We start from the raw sequence: 16,589 nt of genomic DNA on the forward strand, positions 1-16,589 counted from the left end.
AACCAAATAGTCCGGTAATGATGGCGAAGAGGCCACACCCGTTCCCATTCCGAACACGGAAGTTAAGCTCTTCAGCGCCGATGGTAGTTGGGACGCGAGTCCCTGTGAGAGTAGGACGTTGCCGGGCTATTTTTTATATTGGAGGATTAGCTCAGCTGGGAGAGCATCTGCCTTACAAGCAGAGGGTCGGCGGTTCGATCCCGTCATCCTCCACCATTATTGTGAGCCATTAGCTCAGTCGGTAGAGCATCTGACTTTTAATCAGAGGGTCGAAGGTTCGAGTCCTTCATGGCTCATTTTTTATAGATAAATAAGCGAGTGAGCAGGAACGATAACCTCATTGGCCTAAGTTCTTATCACTGCTTTACTGTATAATGCGGAAGTAGTTCAGTGGTAGAACATCACCTTGCCAAGGTGAGGGTCGCGGGTTCGAATCCCGTCTTCCGCTCCAATGCCAAGTTATATGCCGGGGTGGCGGAATTGGCAGACGCACAGGACTTAAAATCCTGCGGTAGGTGACTACCGTGCCGGTTCGAGACCGGCCCTCGGCACTCTATATGCGCCCGTAGCTCAATTGGATAGAGCGTTTGACTACGGATCAAAAGGTTAGGGGTTCGACTCCTCTCGGGCGCGCCATTATATCGGGAAGTAGCTCAGCTTGGTAGAGCACTTGGTTTGGGACCAAGGGGTCGCAGGTTCGAATCCTGTCTTCCCGACCATTTTAAAAATTTGGGGCCTTAGCTCAGCTGGGAGAGCGCCTGCTTTGCACGCAGGAGGTCAGCGGTTCGATCCCGCTAGGCTCCACCATAGTCCGGTAATGATGGCGAAGAGGCCACACCCGTTCCCATTCCGAACACGGAAGTTAAGCTCTTCAGCGCCGATGGTAGTTGGGACGCGAGTCCCTGTGAGAGTAGGACGTTGCCGGGCAGCCAAAACCAGTTCAAATTGAACTGGTTTTTTTGTATTTTAGGGAAAAAAGATCCTTTTTACAGGAAGGTTTCAGGGTTTTAAAAAAGGAAATTTGGGTAGAATTGAAGTATTGGTTTTTTATAAAAAGGTTAATTGTGCAGTATACATATAATAAGTTAGAGTAAAGTATAATGATTGCCAAATTGAGGATGCTTTTGTATAATTATAGTCAAATATAGTCAAAGTCAAAACAGTGAGAGGGGGAGCCTATATGAAAAATATATCCGATATTATTGAAAATTATTTGAAGAGCGTTCTCGATATAAGCGAGAAAGAATTGGTAGAGATAAAAAGAAGCGAAATTGCTGATAAGTTCCAATGCGTTCCCTCTCAAATTAATTATGTGATCAATACTCGTTTTACGATCGAAAGAGGTTATCTGGTAGAAAGTAAACGGGGTGGTGGGGGTTATATTCGTATAATGCGGGTACAGTCCCATGACAGAGCACATTTAATTGAACAAATCAGTAATTTGGTTGGACAGCGTATCTCTCAAAGTAATTCTGAAGATTTAATTGGCAGATTAGTTGAGGAAGAAGTTATATCTTCACGGGAAGCAAAAATCATGTTGAGTGTAATGGACCGTTCTGTACTCCATTATGATTTACCTGAACGAGATGAATTGCGCGCGCGAATCTTAAAAGCGATGTTTATGACATTAAGGTATAAATGAGTTGCTACGGAGAGGGTGAAAACAATGCTTTGTCAGGAATGTAACGAAAGACCCGCTACGATGAAGGTTACAAAAATCGTTAACGGCAAACAAATGGAAGTAAACCTTTGTGAATATTGTGCTGAAGAAAAAGGCGATTTTTTTTCATTCAATAATCTGTTAGCAGGTTTATTAAATATGGGATTAGGTATGAAATCAGCCGACTCTAAATCGCCCTTTAGTAATGAAGATCAACTGATATGTCCCCATTGTGGATTAACATACCGTGAATTTGTTAATATCGGTCGGTTTGGATGTTCGGATTGCTATAAGACATTCAATCCATATTTGGAATCCATATTAAGAAAATTGCATGGAGGGAATGTTCATCATAACGGAAAAATTCCTAAACGTGCTGGCGGAACTTTACATATAAGAAAGCAAATAAATGATTTAAAGGCTCAAATCAATGATTATGTTGAGGCAGAGGAATTTGAGAAGGCAGCAGAAGTCAGGGATCAGATTCGTTCATTAGAGAAGGAAATTGAAGCCTCTCAAGAAGGGGGCGAACAAAAATGACAATTGAACACTTTATGGAGAATGCCATCAGCTCATGGATGAACCAGGAAGGGCCGGAATCGGATATTGTATTGAGCTCAAGAGTCCGATTGGCCAGAAACGTAAAAAATGTCGCCTTTCCGATCGTTTTTTCACAGGAAGAAGCCAAAAGATTACTAAAAAAAGTTGAAGATCGTATTGGCGGTCAGTATCTTTCAGGATTAGGACATTTGGAAATGGTAAAAATGATAGATCTAAATCCATTAGATAAGCAAGTACTGGTAGAAAAACATTTAATAAGCCCTCTGTTGGCAAAACATAAAGATGTAGGTGCCTGCCTTATTTCAGAAAATGAAGAAGTCAGCATAATGGTTAATGAAGAAGATCATATCCGAATTCAATGTCTATATCCTGGACTGCAAATTTCTGAAGCTCTCGAAGTAGCAAGCAGAATTGATGATTGGGTAGAGAGTGAATTGGACTATGCATTTGACGAAAAGATTGGATATCTAACAAGTTGTCCAACGAATGTTGGAACTGGATTAAGAGCATCTGTCATGGTTCATTTACCGGGCATTGTGTTAACAAGACAGATAGACAGAGTGGTATCTGCTATTAATCAATTAGGATTGGTTGTGCGCGGTATCTATGGTGAGGGCAGCGAGGCACTGGGAAATATATTTCAAATATCCAATCAAATGACGCTCGGAAAGACCGAGGAAGACATCGTTGATGATTTAACCAGTGTAGTGGAACAGATTATTATGCAGGAAAAGGCAGCAAGGGACACATTAGTACAATCATCAAACATACAATTGGAAGATAGGGTTTTCCGTTCACTTGGTATACTGTCTCATGCCAGAATCATTGAATCCAAGGAAGCGGCAAAATGTTTATCAGATGTTAGATTAGGTATTGATTTAGGTTACATTCCTAATATATCTAAACATATATTAAATGAATTAATGATTGTTACTCAGCCTGGATTCCTTCAGCGATATGCAGGAGGGGAGTTAAATTCAAAAAACAGGGATATTCGAAGGGCTACTTTAATCAGGGATCGATTATTGATGGAAGATAAAACACAAGATGAATAGGAGGAAAACATAATGATGTTTGGTCGATTCACAGAAAGAGCACAAAAAGTATTGGCACTTGCACAGGAAGAGGCAATTAGGCTTGGGCATAATAATATTGGCACTGAACATATCTTGCTTGGTTTAGTGAGAGAAGGGGATGGAATAGCTGCTAAAGCGCTCTATGCTCTTGGGTTAAGTCCTGAAAAAATTCAGGAAGAGGTTGAGAGCCTGATTGGTAAGGGATCTGAGACTGTACAAACTATTCATTATACTCCTCGTGCTAAAAAAGTCATTGAATTGTCTATGGATGAAGCCAGAAAGCTGGGACATTCTTATGTAGGTACTGAACATGTCTTATTAGGGTTAATTCGCGAAGGCGAAGGTGTAGCAGCCCGTGTTCTGAATAATCTGGGTGTAAGTTTGAATAAAGCAAGACAACAGGTATTACAACTCTTAGGCAGCAATGAAGCAGGTATTCATCAGGGAGGATCATCTTCTGTAGCAAGCACGCCTACCTTGGATAGCCTTGCCCGGGATTTGACTGCGATTGCGAGAGAAGGCAGCCTGGATCCGGTAATAGGAAGAAATAAAGAAATACAACGGGTTATTGAGGTATTAAGTCGTCGTACTAAAAATAATCCTGTGCTTATTGGTGAACCGGGAGTCGGTAAAACAGCAATTGCAGAAGGACTCGCCCAACAAATCATTAATAATGAAGTTCCTGAGATCCTTCGAGATAAAAGAGTTATGACACTCGATATGGGGACAGTTGTTGCCGGTACGAAATATCGCGGTGAATTTGAAGATCGCCTTAAAAAAGTGATGGATGAAATTCGTGCTGCAGGTAATGTTATTCTGTTTATTGATGAACTCCATACCTTAATTGGTGCAGGCGGAGCCGAAGGAGCAATTGATGCCTCCAATATTCTAAAACCTTCATTGGCTAGAGGGGAATTGCAATGTATCGGAGCCACAACACTTGATGAATATAGAAAATATATTGAAAAAGATGCAGCTTTGGAAAGACGCTTTCAGCCAATTCAGGTTGACGAGCCAACAATTGAGGAATCTATCCAAATACTTAAAGGCTTGCGCGATCGCTATGAGGCACATCACAGAGTATCAATCACAGATGAAGCAATCGATGCTGCAGTTAAGCTATCTGATCGGTATATCTCCGATCGGTTCCTACCAGATAAGGCAATTGACCTGATTGATGAATCAGGTTCCAAGGTAAGACTCCGTTCCTACACTACGCCGCCTAATTTAAAGGAACTTGAAGTTCGCCTGGAAGAGGCACGAAAAGAGAAGGATGCGGCTGTTCAAAGTCAGGAATTTGAAAAAGCGGCATCATTGCGTGATATCGAACAAAAGCTACGTGAAGAACTTGAGAATACAAAACGTGAATGGAAAGAGAAACAAGGGAAAGAAAACAGCGAAGTTACTGTAGAAGATATTGCGCACGTTGTATCGAGCTGGACTGGTATACCGGTTACGAAGCTTGCACAAACTGAATCTGATAAGCTTCTGAATATGGAGGAGATTCTCCATAACCGTGTGATTGGTCAGGAAGAAGCAGTTATAGCTATTTCTAAAGCTGTGCGTAGAGCAAGAGCTGGACTGAAAGATCCTAAACGTCCAATCGGGTCATTTATCTTCCTTGGTCCTACAGGGGTTGGTAAAACAGAATTAGCTAGAGCACTGGCCGAATCAATGTTTGGCGATGAAGATGCAATGATTAGAATTGATATGTCTGAGTATATGGAAAAGCATTCAACATCCCGCCTTGTTGGGTCACCTCCAGGATATGTTGGGTATGAGGAAGGCGGACAATTAACAGAAAAGGTTCGTCGTAAACCATATTCCGTTGTGCTTCTTGACGAAATTGAAAAAGCGCATCCGGATGTCTTTAATATCCTGTTACAGGTATTAGAAGATGGACGTCTGACAGATTCAAAGGGTAGGACAGTTGATTTTCGTAACACAATTTTGATTATGACTTCCAATGTCGGAGCTCACAGTTTGAAAAAGAATCGTTATGTTGGGTTCAATATGCAGGATCAAGGCCAGGATTATAAAGATATGAAAGGCCAGGTTATGGAAGAATTAAAACGTGCTTTCCGTCCAGAATTCCTAAACAGAATTGATGAGATTATTGTGTTCCACTCTCTGGAAAAAGAGCATTTGAAATCGATTGTTACGTTGCTGGGTGACCAGCTGATTAAACGCTTGGCTGAGCAGGATATTAATCTTGAATTGACGGAAGCGGCAAAAGGAAAAATTGTAGAAGAAGGCTATGATCCTGATTATGGAGCACGTCCTTTGAGAAGATCTATCCAAAAACATGTTGAAGACTTCTTATCAGAACAACTGTTGAAAGGAAAGATTGAAAAAGGTAAAAAAATTACTATCGATGTGGTTGATGGTGAGTTTACTGCCAAAACAGGGGATGAAGTAATAGCTGCTAAGTAAGAAATATTGGTTTGAGGGCACTGCCATAGGGTTGTGCCCTTTCCTTACAGATAGCTATAAATACTTTATAATGACAAATAATAAGAATAAGAATAGCGATATAATCCGTAAAATAAAAAGAGAAGCACATAATTAGTTAATTTATTCCCCGGAGAGGATTAAAGAAATATGGCAAAAAAGAAAACGAAATTTATCTGCCAAAGTTGTGGATATGAATCAGCAAAATGGATGGGGAAATGCCCTGGCTGTAATGAATGGAATACCATGACAGAAATTGAAATAACAGCTAATAAAAATCAGAGACGTACAGCTTTTACCCATTCGGATCAGGCAATGGCTAAGCCTACATCGATTAGTTCCATAGGTACGGAGCAGGAACCTCGCGTATTGACAGATTCAAATGAACTCAATCGTGTTCTTGGAGGAGGAATTGTACCTGGGTCCTTATTATTGATAGGTGGAGATCCAGGGATTGGAAAATCTACTTTATTACTGCAGGTTTCATCCCAGCTAGCGAATAATAATTACGATGTTTTGTACATATCTGGCGAGGAATCAGTGAAGCAAACAAAACTGAGGGCTGTTAGACTGGGGGTATCTTCAGACCATCTCTATGTTTATTCTGAAACAGATATAGGGATGATTGAACAAGCTATCAATGAAATGAACCCTAATTTTGTCATAATCGACTCTATTCAAACAGTATTCCATCCTGATGTAACATCTGCTCCAGGCAGTGTATCACAGGTTCGTGAATGTACAGCTGAATTAATGAGACTGGCTAAGACAAAGGGAATTGCAATATTTATTGTTGGCCATGTTACAAAAGAGGGTAATATTGCCGGACCGAGACTATTGGAACATATGGTGGATACCGTGCTCTATTTTGAAGGGGAACGTCATCATACTTATCGTATTTTAAGGGCAGTCAAGAACAGATTTGGTTCTACAAATGAAATGGGTATTTTTGAAATGAAGGAAGAAGGATTAGAGGAAGTTTTGAATCCTTCGGAGATATTCCTCGAAGAACGTTCTCAGGGCGCAGCGGGTTCAACTGTCGTAGCTTCGATGGAAGGAACACGGCCCATACTTGTAGAAATACAAGCCCTCATTTCTCCATCTATCTTCCCTAATCCAAGAAGGATGGCAACAGGAATTGACCATAATCGTGTCTCTTTGTTAATGGCTGTTCTGGAGAAAAGAGTTGGTCTCTTACTTCAAAACCAAGATGCATATTTAAAGGTCACCGGTGGAGTAAAGTTGGGTGAGCCTGCTGTAGATTTGGCTGTAATTGTCAGTATAGCTTCAGGCTTTAAAGACGTACCTACTAGAGCAACGGATTGTATTGTTGGTGAAGTTGGATTAACCGGTGAAGTTAGAAGGGTATCGCGGATAGAGCAAAGAGTAAAGGAAGCAGCGAAGCTTGGATTTGAGCGTATTATCGTGCCTGCCAATAATTTGGGTGGCTGGAAACCTCCGTCAGAAATCAAAGTGATTGGAGTCAATTCGGTAAGCGAAGCTTTAAAATATGCATTAGGGGGTTAAGGTAATGGATAAAAAGGCAGCAGAAAAAGCCAAGGCGCAAATCATTCAATTGGTATCCCCAGGCACACCCTTTAGAGAGGGCCTCGATAATGTTTTGCGTGCCAATACGGGTGGATTAATTGTGGTTGGATATAACGATAAAGTTAAAGCCCTTGTAGATGGAGGATTTAAAATCGGCTGCCCTTTTTCACCCAGTTATCTATATGAATTAGCTAAAATGGATGGAGCCATTATCCTTAATGAGAAAGTAGAGACCATTATGCTTGCGAATGCCCATCTTGTACCAGATAAAACGATACCTTCAATGGAAACCGGAATGAGACATCGAACAGCCGAGAGAATTGCTAAAGAGACGAAGGCATTGGTAATAGCCATTTCTCAACGAAGAAATATCATTACTCTTTATCAAGGAAACTTTCGATACGTGCTGAGGGAATTGTCTGTGATATTAACAAAGGCTAATCAAGCGATGCAAACACTTGAACGATATCGTTCTGTTTTGCAGGAAAGTATTCATAATTTAAGTAAGCTGGAATTTGAAGAGATGGTAACATATGCGGATATTCTATATGTAATGCAGAGGCTTATAATGGTTATGAGAATTAAAACCGAGCTTTTGATTTATATGAATGAATTAGGTGTTGAAGGAAGGCTGCTGCGTTTGCAATTACATGAAATGCTGCATGTGGTGGAACAGGAGGTAATGCTTGTCTTAAAGGATTACACAATTGATTCGGAGGGCCTTAAGCCAGAACAGGTTTTTCAGGCATTTGTTGATTTATCCTATTCAGAATCTGTTGAGGACACAGCTATTATGAAAACTCTTGGATATACAGGGTTTGTACCGATGGAACAGATCGTCTCACCCTGTGGGTATCGGGCCCTTCATAAGATACCAAGGCTGCCCTTTAGTATCATCCATAATCTCGTAAAGAGGTTTGGCAAGCTATCTAATTTGTTGAATGCAAGCGTAGCGGATTTGGATGACGTAGAGGGTATAGGAGAAGTAAGAGCTAAAAAAATCCACCATGGGCTGAGACATATAAAAACAGAAATTGGGCAGCACAGCTTATAAGATAAGATAAAATATGGAAGTTCTGACATCTGTCTGACGTATAATCAGGTTATAATAATAGATAATGCATAAAAAGGCTGATATATGCTTTTTGTTACAGTGTAATTACATCTTCTTTACAGCAAGTTAATTAATGGGTAAAAACTATTAAAGCAGGAAAGTCCTCGTTTATAATTATTAATGGGAGGTGAAGGAATGTTAAAAAGAATTATACAACTGTGTTTCTTAATCGTAGGAGGAGCTATAGGAATCATCGTATTGCCAGATTTATTTTCATTAATTACTGATAATTCATTTATTACTAATCCTATTTTTACTGGTTTCGCAGGTGCAATTATTTTTTATATCATTACTTTCTGGATGGTTGATCATGTAGTACATTTCATTAAATGGGTGGAAGAACAATTAATTATTGCTCCCATCACGGATATTATATTTGGAAGTATGGGGCTTTTACTTGGCCTTCTATTGGCCTTCCTTATTGGTCTTCCGCTGAATTCAATTCAGTTACCGATCATCAACACAGTCGCTCCAATTCTCTTGACTTTAATATTTGGTTATTTAGGCTTCCAGGTGGGCTTTAAAAAACGGGATGAGCTAACCAACCTTGTGACTAACTCGGTTAAAACAAGGAAAAAAGGTACAGAGCAAGATGGCGATACAGAAGCTGCTCCATCCAATATAAAAAGGAAAGTTCTCGATACAAGTGTAATTATCGACGGACGTATTGCAGATATTTGTAAAACTGGCTTTTTGGAGGGACCTATCGTTATTCCGCAATTTGTGCTTGGTGAATTGCAGCATATTGCTGATTCTTCTGATGCATTGAAAAGAACAAGGGGAAGAAGAGGGCTCGATATTCTGAATAAAATCCAAAAAGAGCTTCCAATTGAAGTCGAGATGTATGAAGGTGACTTTGAAGACGTACAGGAAGTAGATAGTAAGCTGGTCAAATTAGCCAAGGTATTGGACGGTATTGTTGTAACAAATGACTTCAATTTGAATAAAGTCTGTGAGTTCCAAAATGTCCAGGTATTAAATATTAATGATTTAGCAAATGCAGTTAAACCGGTGGTTATTCCTGGTGAAGAAATGCTCGTCCAGGTTATCAAGGATGGGAAAGAGCAAAATCAGGGTGTAGCGTATCTGGATGACGGAACGATGATTGTGGTTGAAGAAGGCCGAAATTATATCGGTAAGAAGATTGAGGTCATTGTTACATCCGTTTTACAGACTTCGGCTGGACGTATGATATTTGCGAAACCAAAATTATTGGAAAAAGCATTATAAGAGAAATAGCTATCGATGATATAGGAGTAGAAGATGGATTATGAAGTGATTATCCCTGCAGCTGGGCAAGGGAAAAGAATGAAGGCAAGTAAAAATAAGCTTTGGATTGAACTGAAAAATAGCCCGATTATCGCACATACCTTGTCTGTGTTTGGCACGGATAAGCATTGTAAACAAATTATTTTGCCAATCAATCCTGCTGAAAAAGAAGAATTTAATAGGCTGATCAAAACATTGTCACTACCGACTCCTATTGTATTGATAAATGGCGGCAGCGAGCGGCAATATAGTGTCAGTAATGGGTTGAAAGCCTTAAGTGACGAGGCAGAAATCGTCCTCGTGCATGATGGAGCAAGACCGTTTATTAATCATTCTATGTTAAGAAATTTAATTGCTGATGCAAAAGAGTTCGGTGCAAGTGTGTTAGCTGTACCTGTTAAGGATACGATTAAACAAGTCAGAGATACCATGGTAGAGAAAACAATCGATCGATCAAGCTTGTGGGCAATTCAAACCCCGCAAGCTTTTCGTGTGTCTCTGTTAAAAGAGGCACATGAGGCAGCGGTTAGCGCAAATTACCTTGGAACAGATGATGCGAGTTTGGTTGAGCAGATTGGGAAGAGAGTAGCCATAACAGAAGGAAATTACGATAATATTAAAATTACCACACCAGAGGATCTATATTTTGCTGAAGCGATTCTGGAGAAAAACTTAAAAGGAGACCGTCATGTTTAGAATAGGACAAGGTTTTGATGTACATCAATTAGTAGAAGGACGACCATTGATTATTGGGGGTATTACTATTCCTAATGATAAAGGATTGCTTGGGCATTCTGATGCGGATGTTCTGCTCCATACTGTAGCAGATGCATGTCTGGGTGCTGTCGCAGAGGGAGATATCGGCAAGCATTTTCCGGATACTGACCCGGCTTTTAAAGATGCCGATTCTAAAAAGCTTTTAACTCATGTATGGAAACTTGTAAAGCAAAAGGGATATAAGCTAGGCAATATTGATTGCACAATCATTGCAGAGCGGCCGAAAATGCGCCCTTATATCGATCAAATGCGTGAAGTGATAGCCGGTCTACTTGAAGGTGACATGGAACAAGTAAACGTAAAAGCTACTACAACTGAAAAGCTTGGATTTCCAGGCAGAGGTGAGGGCATAGCGGCTCAAGCTACGGTTCTTTTAATAAAAGAATAGAACTGGTGGTTTTAAACCAGATTAAAATAGTGGTAAAATGAATCCTACTTAGGTACTTTATCATTTGGGAGGAAATATTAATGACTAGCAGTATACGTGTTCGGTACGCTCCAAGTCCAACTGGACATCTTCATATCGGTAATGCCAGAACAGCTTTATTTAACTATTTATTTGCACGCAGCCAGGGTGGCAGCTTTGTTATAAGGATTGAAGATACAGACCAAAAAAGAAATATTGCCGGTGGAGAAGAAAGCCAATTAAAGTATTTGAAATGGCTGGGCATGGATTGGGACGAAAGTGTCGATGTACCTGGTGCATATGGACCTTATCGCCAATCAGAACGTACTCATATTTATGAGGAATATTATCGTGATCTTATTAAAAGAGATATGGCTTATAAATGCTATTGCACAGAAGAAGAACTAGAACAAGAACGTGCGGAACAGATGGAACGTAATGAAACTCCGGCTTATTCGGGTAAATGTCGCCATCTGACAGAAGAAGACCATGCAAGGCTCGAAGCGGAAGGCAGAAAGCCAAGCATTCGCTTTGTTGTTCCAAAAGGTAAAGTATACACATTCAATGATATGGTTAAAGGTGATGTATCGTTTGAATCTGATGGCATTGGAGACTTTGTCATTATTAAAAAAGATGGAATTCCTACGTATAACTTTGCAGTAGCAATTGATGATCATTTAATGGAAATATCTCATGTACTTCGCGGAGATGACCATATCACCAATACGCCTAAGCAATTGATGGTTTATGAAGCCTTTGAATGGGATCCTCCTGTTTTTGGCCATATGACATTGATTGTCAATGAGAGCCGTAAAAAATTAAGTAAGCGTGATGAATCCATTATTCAGTTTATCGAGCAATATGAAGAACTTGGCTATTTGCCTGAGGCTCTGTTTAATTTTATTGCGCTTTTAGGATGGTCTCCAAGCGGTGAGGAAGAAATCTTCTCGAAGGAAGAATTTATCTCAATCTTTGATGCAGACCGATTATCTAAATCACCAGCTTTGTTTGATAAACAAAAGCTTACGTGGATGAATAATCAATACATGAAAAAGGTTGATACGGAACGAGTGCTTGAATTGGCGTTGCCTCATTTACAGCAAGCAGGTCTTGTACCAACTGAAATGTCTGAGGAAGAACATCATTGGGTACAAAAGCTTATAGCTTTATATCAGGATCAAATGAGCTACGGAGCAGAAATCGTGGACCTATCAAGCATCTTCTTTAAGAAAGAGATTGTTTATAATGATGAAGCGAAGGAAATACTGGGAGAAGAACAGGTTCCTGAGGTATTGAAGGCCTTCCTTGATGAAGTAAAGAGTATGCCTGAATTTGTTGACAGTGAGATTAAGGCAGCAATTAAACGAGTGCAAAAAGAAACAGGCCATAAAGGCAAAAAATTATTTATGCCTATCCGTGTAGCGGTAACCGGACAAGCTCACGGTCCTGATCTGCCAAAAGCAATCGAGCTTTTCGGCCGCAATCGAGTGATTTCTCAATTAGAAGAACTTTTACGTTAACATTTTAACCGTAATATAATATAGTATAATTAAACATTCATACTTAAAGTGATGAATGGGGATAAGTAGGATTAAAGAAGATGTTTATTAGAGAATAACCATCATTGGCTGGAAATGGTTATAACCTCTCTTAATCTGAATGCACCCCTGAGCCCTTCTTTGAACGCCTGGTAATTTAGGTCAGTAGAGGAAGGCGGCATACCCACTGTCGTTAAAAAGGGGAAAGTTGGAGCTCGATACTTAAGCTCAAACAGAGTGGAACCGCGCCTATAAGCGTCTCTGTCTTTTGGACAGGGCGCTTTTTTTATGCAGAAAAATGGCCGATGATGGGAGAAACAGGATGTTTATTATACGATCTTTAGGAAGGATAAGTTACCGTGTTTCCATCTTTCGTAAAGTACATCTCTAGAGAAGAGAAAAGTACTGCTTGTTTTTGCTTTTATGCGTTTAAGGAGGGGTAACATCATGTGGAAACGGTTAAAAGAAGATATAGACGTTATATTTGAACAGGATCCTGCAGCAAGATCGACAATTGAAATCATCCTGACGTATTCAGGTTTACATGCTATCTGGAATCATCGAATTGCACATTTTTTTTATAAGAGAAATTTCAAATTTATTGCCAGGGTCATCTCCCAGTTTAGCCGATTTTTAACCGGTATAGAGATACATCCGGGAGCGACAATCGGCAGGCGCTTTTTTATTGATCATGGCATGGGTGTCGTTATTGGAGAAACTTGCGAGATTGGTGATAATGTGACTGTATACCAGGGGGTTACACTTGGAGGTACAGGTAAAGAGTCAGGCAAACGTCATCCAACAGTTGAGGATAATGTATTGATTGCAACGGGGGCTAAAGTGCTCGGCTCCATCGTCATAGGGGAAAACTCGAAGGTTGGAGCGGGTTCAGTGGTTTTAAAAAATGTCCCTGCCAACTCAACGGTAGTCGGCATTCCCGGTAAGGTAGTTATCAAAGATGGCGTACGATTAAAACAAGATTTAAATCATCGGGACCTTCCTGACCCTGTAGAAGATCATTGCAATCGAATGGAACAGGAAATTGATATATTAAAGAAAGAGATAATGGATTTGCGAAAGGAGTTAAATAAACGTGAGCGTTCAAATTTATAATACACTGACAAGAAAAAAGGAAACCTTTCAGCCGATTGAAGAGGGAAAGGTTAAGATGTATGTGTGCGGTCCGACTGTATACAACTATATTCATATAGGGAATGCGAGACCGGCGATTGTATTTGATACGGTCCGCAATTACTTACAATATAAAGGCTATGATGTAAAGTTTGTTTCTAATTTTACAGATGTTGATGACAAGTTAATCAAAGCAGCTCGTGAACTGGGAGAAGATGTACCGGCTACAGCTGACCGGTTCATTAAAGCTTATTTTGAGGATGTTGGAGCACTTGGATGCAAAAAAGCTGATGTGCATCCAAGGGTAATGGAAAATATGGACTTAATCATTGAATTTATTCAGGCCCTAATAGATAAAGGAATGGCTTATGAATCCAGTGGGGATGTGTACTACCGTACAAGAGATTTTAAAGATTATGGAAAGCTTTCGCACCAGTCCATTGATGAGCTGCGGGTAGGCGCGAGAATAGAAGTAGATGAGCGGAAACAGGATGCACTTGATTTCACTTTGTGGAAAGCGGCTAAAGATGGTGAAATTTCTTGGGATAGCCCATGGGGCAAAGGAAGACCGGGTTGGCATATAGAATGTTCTGCGATGGCTAAAGAATACTTAGGTGATACGATTGATATTCATGCTGGAGGACAGGACTTAGCATTCCCTCACCATGAAAATGAAATTGCACAGACAGAAGCTTTAACCGAAAAGCCATTCGCAAATTATTGGATGCATAATGGCTATATTAATATTGATAATGAAAAAATGTCTAAATCTCTCGGTAATTTTGTAATGGTACATGATATTATTAAGCATCATGATCCGGCAGTATTAAGATTCTTTATCCTATCCGTTCATTACAGAAATCCAATTAATTACAGTGAAGAGTTATTAGAGTCAACGAAGATTTCATTGGACCGCTTGCGAACTACTTACGAAAACTTAAAACACCGCCAAACGGCAAGCACCAATATTACTCATAACGATGCGGAATGGTTCGAGAAAATCGGAGAATTACATGCAATGTTTGAAGAAGCAATGGATGATGATTTCAATACCGCAAATGCTATTTCGGTATTGTTTGAACTATCAAGGCAAGGAAATTATTATCTGTTAGAAAAAGTGACCTCCGATGCAGTTATTGAAGCATTTTTAAATGAGTTTCGTATTTTATTTGATGTACTCGGTATTAAGCTTGAGGTTGAACAATCGCTTGATGCTATGGTAGAAAAATTAATTGAAGAACGTAATCGGGCAAGAAAAGAACGTAATTTTACTCGCTCTGACGAGATTAGAGATGAGCTAAAAGCAATGAATATTATTTTGGAAGATACTGCCCAAGGTACACGCTGGAAACGGGGATAAAAAGAATGCTTGAGGACTTAAAGGAATTAGATGTAACGGCTTTGGGAAGTCTGGCTCTGGCCTATATTGGAGATGCGGTATATGAAGTATATATTCGCCATCATCTGCTATCTATTGGACAAGTAAAACCAAACAGGCTTCATAAAGAAGCAACGAAGTATGTATCTGCTAAATCACAGAGTGCAGTCGTACATTATTTATTAAATGCGCATCTTCTAACTGAAGAGGAAGAAGCTGTTATCCGCAGAGGGAGGAATGCTAAGTCAGGCACAATCCCAAAAAATACAGATGTGCAAACATATAGATACAGCACAGCTTTTGAAGCATTAATTGGTTATCTATATGGGAGCAAGAAACAGGAACGTCTTGATGAAATTATAGAGTTGGCGATTCAATTTAAAGAGAGGAGTGAAGTGCAGAGATGAGCGATGATTTAATTATGGGACGTAATACCGTCTTAGAGGCATTGCGATCGAAACGCGATATTCATAAGATTTGGATTGCAGAAGGAGCTACGAAAGGGCAGATTCAGCAGGTAATCGCGGTTGCAAAAGAAAATAAAATTATGATACAAACAGCACCAAAGAAAAAACTGGATCAAATGATTGAGGGGAATCACCAGGGAGTTATTGCTCAGGTGGCGGCCTATCAATATGCAGAAATTGACGACATGTTTAAGCTGGCGGAATCCAGACAGGAAGACCCATTCATTCTGTTGCTTGATGAATTGGAAGATCCGCACAATTTGGGTTCTATCTTAAGGACAGCTGATGCATCCGGTGTTCATGGTATCATTATTCCCAAGCGGAGAGCGGTTGGGTTAACAGCTACAGTTGCTAAATCATCGACCGGGGCAATTGAGCATATCCCGGTTGCACGCGTAACGAATTTATCACGCACGATAGAAGATTTAAAGGAACGCGGTGTATGGATTGCTGGTACAGATGCGAAGGGAAGCCAGGATTATCGGTTGATGGATGGAACGATGCCTCTTGGGATTGTAATTGGTAGTGAAGGGAAAGGAATCAGCCGGGTAATCAAGGAAAAATGCGATTTCTTATATCACTTGCCAATGGTGGGGCATGTTACCTCTCTCAATGCAAGTGTGGCAGCCAGCTTGCTAATGTATGAAGTATATCGAAAGCGATATCCGTTAGAGGGATAAAGATGGAAACCATACTGGTGGTAGATGGCTATAATATCATAGGTGCATGGCCTGATTTGCGCAAGCTGCGCGATCAGGACCTTGCTGCCGCTAGAGACCGTTTAATTGAAATGATGGCTGAATTTCAAGGTTTTTCCGGACACCGGGTTATAATTGTATTTGATGCTTACTTCGTACAGGGAATGGAGAAAAAGTATAGAAATTCAAAAGTTGATGTTATTTTTACAAAGGAAAATGAAACAGCTGATGAATGTATCGAAAGGCTGGCTTCTAAATTAATAAAAATAAATACTCGTGTGTATGTTGCGACATCAGATTACACGGAGCAGCGAACCATCTTTGCGCAGGGGGCTTATCGGAAATCTGCCCGTGAACTGTTGCAGGAGATGGAATATGTAGAAAAAGAGATTGAAAAAAAGGTCGTGCAAACAAAGGATGAACAGCCTGTATCAAGGATCCCGTTGAGTCGAGAAGTGTCGGAAATGTTCGAAAAATGGAGGAGAGGAAATCTGTGAGGGCATTGACGCTATAAA

15 protein-coding genes, 7 tRNA genes, 2 rRNA genes and 1 other annotated feature are annotated in these 16,589 nt (G+C 40.2%); all 24 genes read left to right on the forward strand.

Annotated elements, in window-relative coordinates; genetic code table 11:
- Positions 1-10 precede the first annotated feature (10 nt).
- Positions 11-127: ribosomal RNA gene (rrf, locus tag AC4G3N_RS18295) — 5S ribosomal RNA — on the forward strand.
- A gap of 13 nt (positions 128-140) precedes the next feature.
- Positions 141-216, forward strand: a tRNA-Val gene (locus AC4G3N_RS18300).
- Positions 217-223: 7 nt separating this feature from the next.
- A tRNA-Lys gene (locus AC4G3N_RS18305) sits at positions 224-296 on the forward strand.
- Positions 297-376: 80 nt separating this feature from the next.
- Positions 377-451 (forward strand) — tRNA-Gly (locus AC4G3N_RS18310).
- Positions 452-465: 14 nt separating this feature from the next.
- A tRNA-Leu gene (locus AC4G3N_RS18315) sits at positions 466-551 on the forward strand.
- Between the two features lie 8 nt (positions 552-559).
- Positions 560-636: transfer RNA gene (locus AC4G3N_RS18320), tRNA-Arg, on the forward strand.
- Positions 637-642: 6 nt separating this feature from the next.
- Positions 643-719 (forward strand) — tRNA-Pro (locus AC4G3N_RS18325).
- Positions 720-731: 12 nt separating this feature from the next.
- Positions 732-807: transfer RNA gene (locus AC4G3N_RS18330), tRNA-Ala, on the forward strand.
- A 3-nt stretch (positions 808-810) separates the two neighbouring features.
- Positions 811-927, forward strand: a 5S ribosomal RNA gene (rrf, locus tag AC4G3N_RS18335).
- Positions 928-1,180: 253 nt separating this feature from the next.
- Entirely contained in the window at positions 1,181-1,642 is a 462-nt protein-coding gene (locus AC4G3N_RS18340) for a CtsR family transcriptional regulator (protein WP_066103078.1), read from the forward strand.
- A 24-nt stretch (positions 1,643-1,666) separates the two neighbouring features.
- Positions 1,667-2,200 carry a protein-arginine kinase activator protein McsA gene (gene mcsA / locus AC4G3N_RS18345; RefSeq protein WP_066103075.1) on the forward strand — a complete coding sequence of 178 codons (534 nt, stop codon included), beginning with the start codon at positions 1,667-1,669 and terminating at the stop codon, positions 2,198-2,200.
- Positions 2,197-3,276 carry a protein-arginine kinase McsB gene (mcsB, locus tag AC4G3N_RS18350; protein WP_066103072.1) on the forward strand — a complete coding sequence of 360 codons (1,080 nt, stop codon included), beginning with the start codon at positions 2,197-2,199 and terminating at the stop codon, positions 3,274-3,276. The genes mcsA and mcsB overlap by 4 nt, the downstream gene beginning before the upstream one ends.
- 12 nt (positions 3,277-3,288) lie before the next feature.
- A complete protein-coding gene (gene clpC, locus AC4G3N_RS18355; protein WP_066103069.1) occupies positions 3,289-5,730 on the forward strand; it encodes an ATP-dependent protease ATP-binding subunit ClpC in 2,442 nt (813 codons plus the stop codon).
- Between the two features lie 168 nt (positions 5,731-5,898).
- Positions 5,899-7,275: a DNA repair protein RadA gene (gene radA / locus AC4G3N_RS18360; protein ID WP_491090941.1), complete on the forward strand. Its 1,377-nt coding sequence runs from the start codon at positions 5,899-5,901 to the stop codon at positions 7,273-7,275.
- Between the two features lie 4 nt (positions 7,276-7,279).
- A complete protein-coding gene (gene disA, locus AC4G3N_RS18365) occupies positions 7,280-8,350 on the forward strand; it encodes a DNA integrity scanning diadenylate cyclase DisA (RefSeq protein WP_066103063.1) in 1,071 nt (356 codons plus the stop codon).
- 195 nt (positions 8,351-8,545) lie between these two features.
- Entirely contained in the window at positions 8,546-9,640 is a 1,095-nt protein-coding gene (locus tag AC4G3N_RS18370; protein ID WP_066103060.1) for a PIN/TRAM domain-containing protein, read from the forward strand.
- Between the two features lie 33 nt (positions 9,641-9,673).
- Entirely contained in the window at positions 9,674-10,375 is a 702-nt protein-coding gene (gene ispD / locus AC4G3N_RS18375) for a 2-C-methyl-D-erythritol 4-phosphate cytidylyltransferase (protein WP_140462333.1), read from the forward strand.
- Positions 10,368-10,844, forward strand: a complete 477-nt coding sequence (gene ispF, locus AC4G3N_RS18380; RefSeq protein WP_066103055.1) for a 2-C-methyl-D-erythritol 2,4-cyclodiphosphate synthase — start codon at positions 10,368-10,370, stop codon at positions 10,842-10,844. Before ispD ends, ispF begins: the two co-directional genes overlap by 8 nt.
- An 80-nt stretch (positions 10,845-10,924) precedes the next feature.
- Positions 10,925-12,382 (forward strand): glutamate--tRNA ligase, encoded by a 1,458-nt coding sequence (gltX, locus tag AC4G3N_RS18385; RefSeq protein WP_066103052.1) that lies wholly within the window; start codon positions 10,925-10,927, stop codon positions 12,380-12,382.
- Positions 12,383-12,424: 42 nt separating this feature from the next.
- Positions 12,425-12,666: a binding site (T-box leader), on the forward strand.
- Positions 12,667-12,847: 181 nt separating this feature from the next.
- Positions 12,848-13,513 (forward strand): serine O-acetyltransferase, encoded by a 666-nt coding sequence (gene cysE / locus AC4G3N_RS18390; RefSeq protein ID WP_490553550.1) that lies wholly within the window; start codon positions 12,848-12,850, stop codon positions 13,511-13,513.
- Positions 13,494-14,891, forward strand: coding sequence for a cysteine--tRNA ligase (gene cysS, locus AC4G3N_RS18395; protein ID WP_066103047.1), 1,398 nt, complete (start codon positions 13,494-13,496; stop codon positions 14,889-14,891). The genes cysE and cysS overlap by 20 nt, the downstream gene beginning before the upstream one ends.
- A 5-nt stretch (positions 14,892-14,896) precedes the next feature.
- Complete coding sequence (locus AC4G3N_RS18400; protein WP_491090945.1) at positions 14,897-15,316, forward strand: Mini-ribonuclease 3; 420 nt, start codon at positions 14,897-14,899, stop codon at positions 15,314-15,316.
- Entirely contained in the window at positions 15,313-16,056 is a 744-nt protein-coding gene (gene rlmB / locus AC4G3N_RS18405; protein ID WP_066103041.1) for a 23S rRNA (guanosine(2251)-2'-O)-methyltransferase RlmB, read from the forward strand. Before AC4G3N_RS18400 ends, rlmB begins: the two co-directional genes overlap by 4 nt.
- 2 nt (positions 16,057-16,058) lie before the next feature.
- A complete protein-coding gene (locus tag AC4G3N_RS18410; protein WP_066103038.1) occupies positions 16,059-16,571 on the forward strand; it encodes an NYN domain-containing protein in 513 nt (170 codons plus the stop codon).
- The last annotated feature ends 18 nt before the right edge of the window (positions 16,572-16,589 follow it).

Source organism: Bacillus sp. z50 (genome assembly GCF_058313585.1).